At 35.5% G+C, this 9,280-nt stretch carries 12 protein-coding genes; 1 reads left to right on the top strand and 11 read right to left on the bottom strand.

From position 1 onward, the window contains the following. On the top strand, positions 1–180 hold a 180-nt coding region (locus PKO02S_RS32975; protein ID WP_218033973.1), incomplete at its 5' end, for a hypothetical protein. Positions 181–188: 8 nt separating this feature from the next. On the opposite strand, the gene PKO02S_RS30655 is transcribed toward PKO02S_RS32975, so the two are convergent. The 11 genes from PKO02S_RS30655 to tmk form a co-directional block, all read right to left on the bottom strand. After that, on the bottom strand, positions 189–1,727 hold the full coding sequence (locus PKO02S_RS30655; protein WP_127588867.1) for a hypothetical protein: 1,539 nt from the start codon (positions 1,725–1,727) through the stop codon (positions 189–191). Between the two features lie 48 nt (positions 1,728–1,775). After that, positions 1,776–2,804 (bottom strand): thymidylate synthase, encoded by a 1,029-nt coding sequence (locus tag PKO02S_RS30650; RefSeq protein ID WP_127588865.1) that lies wholly within the window; start codon positions 2,802–2,804, stop codon positions 1,776–1,778. Further along, entirely contained in the window at positions 2,776–3,786 is a 1,011-nt protein-coding gene (locus PKO02S_RS30645; protein WP_127588863.1) for a nucleotide kinase domain-containing protein, read from the bottom strand. The genes PKO02S_RS30650 and PKO02S_RS30645 overlap by 29 nt, the downstream gene beginning before the upstream one ends. 107 nt (positions 3,787–3,893) lie before the next feature. Then, entirely contained in the window at positions 3,894–4,643 is a 750-nt protein-coding gene (locus PKO02S_RS30640) for a thymidylate synthase family protein (RefSeq protein WP_127588861.1), read from the bottom strand. A gap of 13 nt (positions 4,644–4,656) precedes the next feature. Next, positions 4,657–5,355 (bottom strand): 4'-phosphopantetheinyl transferase family protein, encoded by a 699-nt coding sequence (locus tag PKO02S_RS30635; protein ID WP_164821791.1) that lies wholly within the window; start codon positions 5,353–5,355, stop codon positions 4,657–4,659. A 10-nt stretch (positions 5,356–5,365) separates the two neighbouring features. After that, positions 5,366–6,100 carry a thymidylate synthase family protein gene (locus PKO02S_RS30630; RefSeq protein WP_127588857.1) on the bottom strand — a complete coding sequence of 245 codons (735 nt, stop codon included), beginning with the start codon at positions 6,098–6,100 and terminating at the stop codon, positions 5,366–5,368. A 13-nt stretch (positions 6,101–6,113) separates the two neighbouring features. Beyond that, positions 6,114–6,776 (bottom strand): C1 family peptidase, encoded by a 663-nt coding sequence (locus PKO02S_RS30625; RefSeq protein ID WP_164821790.1) that lies wholly within the window; start codon positions 6,774–6,776, stop codon positions 6,114–6,116. Further along, entirely contained in the window at positions 6,773–7,750 is a 978-nt protein-coding gene (locus tag PKO02S_RS30620; protein WP_127588853.1) for an ImmA/IrrE family metallo-endopeptidase, read from the bottom strand. Before PKO02S_RS30620 ends, PKO02S_RS30625 begins: the two co-directional genes overlap by 4 nt. A 17-nt stretch (positions 7,751–7,767) precedes the next feature. Then, the gene (locus tag PKO02S_RS30615) at positions 7,768–8,106 is read right to left on the bottom strand and encodes a helix-turn-helix domain-containing protein (protein WP_127588851.1); all 339 of its coding nucleotides are present in this window, start codon (positions 8,104–8,106) and stop codon (positions 7,768–7,770) included. A 4-nt stretch (positions 8,107–8,110) separates the two neighbouring features. Next, the gene (locus tag PKO02S_RS30610) at positions 8,111–8,368 is read right to left on the bottom strand and encodes a phosphopantetheine-binding protein (RefSeq protein ID WP_164821789.1); all 258 of its coding nucleotides are present in this window, start codon (positions 8,366–8,368) and stop codon (positions 8,111–8,113) included. Between the two features lie 16 nt (positions 8,369–8,384). Further along, on the bottom strand, positions 8,385–9,023 hold the full coding sequence (gene tmk / locus PKO02S_RS30605; protein ID WP_127588847.1) for a dTMP kinase: 639 nt from the start codon (positions 9,021–9,023) through the stop codon (positions 8,385–8,387). Positions 9,024–9,280: the final 257 nt, after the last annotated feature.

The raw sequence follows: 9,280 nt of genomic DNA, 5'->3' as shown, positions 1-9,280 counted from the left end.
TTAAAGTATGTGGTTTATTTTTATACAAAGACAAGAATTATTAATTCTGAATTTTCAGATAATGTGAATGATGTGCTAATTAGCACACCTATAAAAAACAGCAATATGAAGCTCTCTCAGGAGAACTTCATATTGCTGGGACATTCAAATAGTTACAACCCAATATATTCATTGATTTGAAAAGAACATTACAATGGTATCGAATATTTTTTTGTTCTTCGATAGTCCTCCTCTATTTCCTCTGTCTGAACTTGATCGACTCTAAATGATTTTTTTACAAAATCGTCATCATATTTATTGTCAATATTTATTGTTCCAGTATAATTTTTCTTAACGAAAAATGTAGATACAGTAGTGTTGCTTATTTCGAAGTTCACATTAAATCTAATAGCTGGGTTACTCCCAAACTTGATTTCGCAATTTTTAACAAATGTAAAGTTGCGATTTACAGTATCTTGTCCATCCCTAAAGATTTCCATGTAGACTTCACATTGTTTTCGAAGACTATAAAGTAGTTGTGCCAGAGCGGCCTCATCGTGACTTAGTTCAAATCTTTCGTCTATATGGCAAATATTATTGTTCTCGTTTTCAAAATTAAAACTTATTGTATTCAACTCATATTTCTTTGTATCTTTAGTATATAGTTCGGAAATACGTTTCCTCCCCCATTCCTGAGAATCGTCCACAATGATTAATAAAAATGAGAAGGAGGACATATACAGATGATAAATATCTTTGCATGTATGTGAAGCTATAGCTCGAAGTATCTCTCTCCGAATGTAAAATTGTCTTTTATCCTCTTCGTCAAAAGTATAATCTTCATTTATGTTGTAGTCAGATTCTAAGAAGTAGTTAAGTATCTTATAGATAATAATCGAGCTAACGATACCATGTTTAGAATTTTCAAGAGATTTCTGAAACTTGAAGTAATACTTAGGTTGTAGTCTTGCTACATAAGATGCTACGCCATCTTCAACGCGCGGCTTCATCTTAGAACTTAAAAACCTTACGACAAAATCATTCATGTTATTTTGCACACCACTAAATGATAGATCCATTGAAATATTAGGATTGGTGACGAAAGTACTCATCATCTCCTGAGTCTTACCTATAATCTGTCTCGCTTTTTCCAAGGGGTAGCCTAAATCGTGCGTCAGCCCAATAATTGACCAAATACTGACCTTTTCAAAGTTGTTTATTTCCGCCTCATCACCGATTTTTATTTCCTCCAAGTAGCGGGCGTTATTTTTTAGAAGACACTCTACTCCCAATAACCAAGTTCGAAAAACATGAACTACATGGTCTCTATAGTATCTGTTACTCCCATAAAGCATCGTTTCAAATTCGATATACTTTTCGAAATACCGAGACAACTCTTCTACACCGTATGCAGTAGGTTTTTTTTCACCGTTCGCCATAAATGGCTCCCGTTTGTCATAATACCTTAAACACTTAATAGATTTAGAAATAATCTCTTTCCAAAGGAATTTTATTTCAGAGATATAGTTATAAATCTGATAATCATCGTCTGATTCACTGAGTTTACTATCAATGTACCTTAATTTGTCTATAACAACACTATCTAGCGGATATTCAATATTATGTTCACATTCAAAAATATCGTTGAGATTAGTACTAACAATTGAAGAAATCAAGTCTTTGTCTTTATTCGCCATAGTTACCTCCAACACATCTTTAATAGATTTGTGTGCATGATTCCCACTCATATAGATTCCACTTAAATTATTGAACAGATAGTCACATAATTCTTCAACCTATTTATTTTGTTCTTTCTTCCAGCTAAACCACATTTGTTTATAAAGTAAATTAGTGCAATTCTCTAAAAGTTCTAATGACAAATCGAGCCAACCTTTTCTTCGTGCAGAATCCGCAGCAATAATAACCATGATATTCCTATAGGATTCGATATCTCTAGATAAATTTATGCATTGTTTTAAGTCTTCCTTTGTTGCATAATTTCGACTCAGTAATTTCATGTTTTTATATAATTCCGCAAATAATTCATCCGATATTTCTTTTGAAATCGATAAAGAATCTTCGTTTTTCGGCTGGTTTTTATCTTGAATATTCATTTTCTTGTCATCTTTAAGATATAAGTGTAAACTATCACTTAGTTGTGTATACGCACCTACTTTTAGGTTAAGCCATCCTGCTAAAATTTCTTGCAGACTTGTAAACTGCACAAAATTATATGGTACTCCAAGGAAGATGTCATTGCTTCGTAATACTTGGGTCCAGTCAAGTCTATTATTCCTAATTTTAAGAATTGAGCATATATTGCAAGGGATATCGTCCGAGACAGGCCGCCCTAATTCATCTGGAAAGTCTATTTTGGAATCCCACAGTTGCAGTACAACTTGGCGACTATCAGGATTGTTAACCAAAGAATAATATGCCCTTTCAAGTTGGTCAATCCCAAAGTGCTTTCGAAGCCTGTGCCCATAAGCGCCGTGGTAATTTTCCGAATTACCACAATATTTTGGTAGTGACGGATTCCAATGATTTAATACTGAAGCTTCACTCTCCCCACTTACGATCCAAACCAACTCTGCTAACGCAAAAGCAGGGTTCATGGGAGGGAATCTTGAAGTAATCCACTTCTGCCGCGGGTCAGAGATTGAAAAAACAGAGTGCAATATCTCTTTAGTGTCGCCTATTCTACTCTTAGTTAGCTGACCGCTGCCATGCAAACATTCAACTGCACTTTTCCAGATATCATTTGCTGTTTCTCCTTCAAAAACATTTATCATTTTATCACCTGCTTTTCTTTCCAAGATTATCATTAATATTCCACTTTGGAGGGAACCAATAATCTACATTTCCACTGGTAGGACGATACAGTTGCTTGATTTTAGTCCTATTTGAACTCCCTTGTACTTCTGGATGAACTATTCGTGAGTACTTATCTACTTCGCAAAATAAGTTCTGGCAATCAATTAGCTGCAATCTTCTCCCCCAAAGCGTTTTAAAATCTATTCCAAGTCGATAAAACTCTTCTTCCTGACGGTCAGCCATGTAAGCAATAATATTACTTTCGTCATATTCACCTAAACTTTCAAAGCACTTCTTTATTCCACTCTTTGCTCCGGGACCTGCAATAACAAACTCCATCTCACTAAAGTTGGTTAATGGACTGTAATTCAAATCAATACAATATTGGTAAGCTAAAAAACTCCCTATTGTTGAGTACGAAATTAACAGTTCATATACTTCTTTCATTTTTTTAGCATGAGCTATTTTTTGAGGGATATCATCTATCATCATCAACTCTAGTAATCTTAAATGATTCTGGTGCTTTTTAAAATAACCAAAGGCATTCTTACCCGAAGCCATAATATAGGCAGCAGAATAAATCGGTTCACGACACTCCATTTTTTCGGATAATATTCGATCAATTTTATCAAATGAATAGGTTCCATATATAATATCTTCTTGTATTTTTTTCTCTAATAGCTGCCAAGTTTCAATTTTATTGAAAGTTTTAAATAAAATAATTCTATAAAATAAGTCCTCTATTGAGTACTCGCTGTTATATATTATATTTGTTATAAGATATTGACTTACTCGATCAGAGGCTCGGTACACATTTGTAAATTTATATTTTCTTAGAACCTCATCATCAGTCCATGGAGCTAGAGCACCTTGGAATTTCTCAAAAAAAACATTCTGTCTCTCGGCAGCAAAACGCCAATACGTATCGTAAACTTGACTTGGTTTAGGTCGAATCCGTTTTAGACTAATAAGGGGAAAATCACTTTTTTTCACTTACTACCATCCCTTCATATGCTAATCACTCAGCCCCTCTAAAACAATATTCGACATGGGTGCACAAAAAACCTTTTACCCCTTTTATAGCATTTATGACAAGCTTATTAAAGGTCTAACGTTAATTGTTCATCCGAGAGCAATAATCTATTTAAATTAGATTTATCGATTCTCCCTAAACCTGCATGCGTTGCTATGCATGTCAGTTTCCCAAATTGAAACCCACTTTCCTTTGCAATGAATCTTAATAAATTGGATAATCCTAAATAGTTACCGTAAGCTTTTTGTATAAAATGTTGATTTCTGTAAATAGCAGTCAAATCAATGAATTCTCCCCTTATTTTAACACTGATGAAACTCATGCATGGAAAGCCCATGGTCATATTACAATCAAGCTGAGGATCATAAATAGACATTTCATACCTAACTCGAATTCTGTTTTTCTTCTGTTTAGCTTGGATTAATTTATTAATTGTGTGCTCGACTTGATTAAAAGGATACTCTGGAGAGCTTTCAAAATTCCATGCAACCAAACGACCAAAATAAGTACCTCTTGAGCTTTCTGGGATTTTTCGTAATGTTGGATATAATGCCATGAATCGCGAGTAAAACGATTGACGATTTTTCATAGAATCAATTAGCCCTATGGGAAAAATTGTATTCGCCACTGTTTCAACAGGCTGATCACCTAACTCACGCAATATAGCGTTCAACTTTTGATGCAGTTCTTGGTCATTGATTATAGGCTGATCTATCTCGGCTATGAGGTTATAAGCCTCAAATTGAACCGTTTGGAGATATTGCATTGCCTTGACCCATGTATCCCCAATGTCTCTTCCTGTTATTACTTTATTCAAAATTCTCCCACCTTCAATATAATTGTAACGTTGCGCACAACGCGAACGCATGTTCATGGTCTATCCATACGATCCCCTGGCCATGAACACCACTAGAACCAGCATCTTCAGGGTAAGCGAATAAAAAGTTGTTGTGTACACTTGGTGTTACAACGATCTTATCCAATTTTAATGGCGCAGCACCGAACTGTCTTCTAAGACATTTGATTGCGGCTTCCTTCATAACCCATAGTAATGTCACCACATCTCTATGTATTTTTTGCTCCTCCCATAACTTGTATTCACTTTCGCTTGAAAAAAATGGGATCATTTTTTCAGATCTATATGTTAGCTTCTCCATGTCACAACCAACAAAAGGGTAATCATCTGAGGCGATAGCAAAACCCATTGACTGCTTGTGTGACAAACTAATAGCTAGCCATATATATGGCATGTCCACTAGTACAGGAGCTCCATTTGCATCATTAAGTATGGTTATTTCATTCATATTTTGTTGTTCTTTACTTTTATTTAACGACCAATTCAGAATTGCTTTTTTAATTGCAAAACGACCTGCGAGCCAATCATTCCCTCCTCTGCGATGTATTTTATCTTCATACCATACCGATTGCTCCTGGATTGACAACCACTCAAGTGTAGTACTACTTTCATACTTTAAAATTACATAATTAATGGATTTACCAAAACAAAATATTTGCTGCCCTTCAGACAATATGGTTTGCCTATCCACCATAAGGAGTACCGTAAGCCAAAAACAGTTTTCTTAGAGGAGTCTTATTGCCTCCTTCAAGTTGTGCATGTGTCGCAAGGCAAGTCAATATTCCTAAATCAAGTTCTACTTGAGACGCAATAAATTCTAGTAATCTCCCTAGTCCTAAATAGTTTCCATATGCTTTTTTTACAAAATGTTGGTTTCTATATACAGCATACATATCTAGGCTTGATCCTCGAATTTTTAAACTAATAAAGCTCATACACGGAAAACCCATGCTTTTTTTATAATCTAATCGTGTATCGTAGATGGACATCTCATAATTACACTTTTCTTCTGCCTTATTTGCCCTCAACTTATTTATTATTTCTTCCAGTTGATTGACTTTATTTTTCGGGCGCTCGTACCCCCAATCAACAAGTCTTCCAAAATATGTACCCGTATTATTGCTTTTTATTTTTCTGATTTCTGGGTATAATTGTTTGAAGCGACTATAAAACATTTCACGTGAATTTTTTTGATTCCATAAACCCTTTGGAAAAATAGTGCTGGAAACAGTCTCAACTGCTGAAAAGTTCCTGATTTTAAGAAATTGATTCACAGAGTTCCTTACATTCATATTTTCTTCTGTAGGATTAGAAACTTGCACGACGAGATTGTATTCATGCCCTCCTACCCTATCTAAATATTGTGATGCCTTTATCCATGCATCTGATACATTTCCCCCTACAATAACATTACTCATCTTGACCTCCTCCTCATGCCCCAACAACCCAATTTTCTATACAACATATTTTATAATACAAGTATGATAAATACCCGTGCCCATTTGTTCCCCACTCACTTCCCCAGCTATTTCGAATAATAAAATACTTTTGTCCGAAATTATCTAGCCCATAGCCAACGATTACAATTGCATGTAATGGAAACGACTGGGACATATTCTCTTGAATATCTATAAATGAATGGCTCGGCTCGAAAAACTCATCTCTCACTTCAACTACACAAACTACCGGTCTACCACAAGAGATGTTTTTTTCTACAAAACCAATTTCTTTCGAAATCTGTTTAAACTCATCTATTCTGTATTTTCTTGCTAGTCTAAAATAACCTAAATTTATTGTTGATGGTAACGGTGAACTATTAAAACCCTTTTGATAGGGCATGACACTTTCTTCAACCTGACCGACAGCATAAAGATTCTTCATAGCTGTTCTTACGTAGGTACCTCCATAGTCATTTTTGTCGCGCATTTTACAACATCTAAAAAGAAACTCTTCAGAAAGTGGATTTTTGCTTTTTTGATAAAATTCGTTACTAGCAGTCACCGCAAATGCGACACAAGACGGGCGTTGTCCTTGATCCTTGACTTCTGTCATTTCCGATCTCAAATCTATAGTAGGGGTAAATACTTTCATCATACTGCCTCTCCCGTAAGCCATTTTTCTGAAACTCCCAGTCGTTTCCCTTGAATTAACAACTTAAATATGGCTACTTCCAAAAACTCTTTTTCTACCCATGGGCGTGAGTAATACATCTCCAAATTAGTAAAGCCTTCTTGTGAGGCTTGGAAAATAAACCTTCTTATCCCCACGCTTCCAATACTACCATCCGTTGAAATCCAGTTTTTACTTACACAATTTATATGCACATTCTCTTTGCACTTCCAAACAAATCCGCTGGATGGGTTTTCGTGCATTTCAATAATAATAGAGTCGCCTGGCCTCGGTTGTATCCACTCTCCGTTATTACTCTGATTTAAAACCCAGACGTCATTCCAGCTATCTTCAAGCCCCTCTGCTCCTAAAAGTCCCTTTATTTGTTTAGGTTTAATTCGAAGCAAAGCATCTCGTTTTTGTCTAGTGATCATCTCAAATGAGCAAAGCTGGTTCGTCATGGCCTGATAACTGACACCCAATCTTAAAGAAAGTGAATACACCGATTCCGGACTTAACTTATTCTTTGTAACACCTAATTTTGACATGATTGAAAGTACTAGAGGTCTAGGCATTAAAAACCTTGCTGCGAAAACTTCAGCAATCCTCTCAGAGTCTGAACGTTTATAAGCACCCATGTCAAATAATTCTGATTCGGTATCAGTACTCATCTCGTCTCCAGATAAATAGTGACAATATTCATGCGCGGCAGAATATCTTTGCTTAGCCAAAGGAAGATTTCCATTAATAAGTATTCCAGGAGGAACCCCCTTTTCTTGAGACGGAATAAATGCCCCGGCCAAATTTCCAAGCGGTTGAACCATCAAAACAATATTTTCCTTTTCAATTATTGAAAAAATATCAATTGATTTTGCTTCGTCCCATTTGCTCCCTAAACGAGTATGAACTTCTGTCGCCTTAAATGCAGCTTGTTTAACCACCTCAGTCCATTGCATCATAAAGGTTCCCTCACCTCTTAATTATCTTGTTTACCTACATTTTTTAGAAATTGAGCAAACTTCAAAACTTGTTTTCGATCGGTTTCATCCAGTTGGGAGGCTGTTCGAGCTAGAAGTTGAACAGTTTTTTCATCCTCTTTTTCATCATTACCATAGAAATAAGTTATTGGATATTTATAAAGTTTAGAAAACTTTTCCAACTCTAAAGCATCAACTTTTCTTTTCCCACTTTCAATAGATGAAATAGCTGCACGTGATATTCCAATATAGTCTGCTACAAACTGTTGTGATAAACCAAGGTATTCTCTAGTTTCTCTTAGACGTTCGGCCAGAATTCCAGCTTTTTCTTGTTCCATAGGTTTACCTCCGTTCTGAAACTAAATTACCGATGAGTCTACAAAAATCATTAAATGAACGCTTCGCATGTTGATCGATGTGATTTACAGTTATCATAATTCCAAAATGTTGTGCAACGACCGGAGCAATTTCTACAAAATATATTGAATCCACTTCTGCATCGCCCAATTTTTCAATATCTTGTTGTATTCTTGACGAGTCATCACCACATAAACTTTCAAGTAAATCTTTCACCTTCTCTGCAATTAATCCATCTGACACTAGAATCACCTCTCTTCTACTGTTCATGAAGAAGCTTTTCAGTAATAATTTCTATTACTTTTTTTTTCACTTCCTCTGGTGCTCTGCTCGCGTCCACAACTACAATTCGCTCCGGGTTTTGCTTAGCTAAATATAAAAAACCTTCTCTCACCTTTATTTGAAATTCTAATCTTTCTGTATCAAATTGGTCTTGTTCAATCTCTTTCCTTTGATTCATTCTCTTTATACTTAGATTTGGTTCAATATCTAGTAAAATAGTGAGATTTGGTTTTGTTTTATTAGTGGAAAAGTTGTTAAGAGTCTCTATAAGTTTCATATCAAGCCCGCGGCCAAAGCCTTGATAAGCCAAACTACCATCAAGTCCCCTATCGCTTAACACCAAAACTCCCTGTTTTATGTTTGGTTCTACAATTTTTTTATATGTCTCATGCCTGTCTGCTACGAACAATAAAAGTTCCGTGAGAGGTAGTAATTTGTCATTTCTTGATTTCAAGACAACTTCTCTTAATTCAGCCCCCGCTAACGTTCCGCCAGGCTCTCTAGTTACGATCACCTTTTTCTTTAGTTTTTTTTCAAAGTAATCATATACTTCATTAACAACTGTACTTTTCCCACTTCCACCTATTCCCTCAAACGTAACCCAAGCAGCTTTCATTGGAACACCTCGAAGTTAGATAATCAAGCAAAACAAAAAAATGCTGTTCGATAATCCAACATTAACACATGGACTGAGTAAAAATCAAGCAAAATAATTGATTAATGATTGAATTTCAAGCATCGCAATGCTTCTTATAGAAGAAAACTGCAATTGGGAAACGGTAATGTGTAAATCCTACTTTTTAAAATGAAAAACCGGCTCAACCCCAAAATCAGTTCTTGATTATTAGCGCAACATCCGGTGGCGGTTACATT

The organism is Paenibacillus koleovorans NBRC 103111 (assembly GCF_004000845.1).
In the GTDB taxonomy this organism is placed as follows: domain Bacteria; phylum Bacillota; class Bacilli; order Paenibacillales; family NBRC-103111; genus Paenibacillus_AA; species Paenibacillus_AA koleovorans.
Note: the sequence above shows the minus strand (reverse complement) of the source record. Positions and strands in the feature narration are given on the sequence as shown.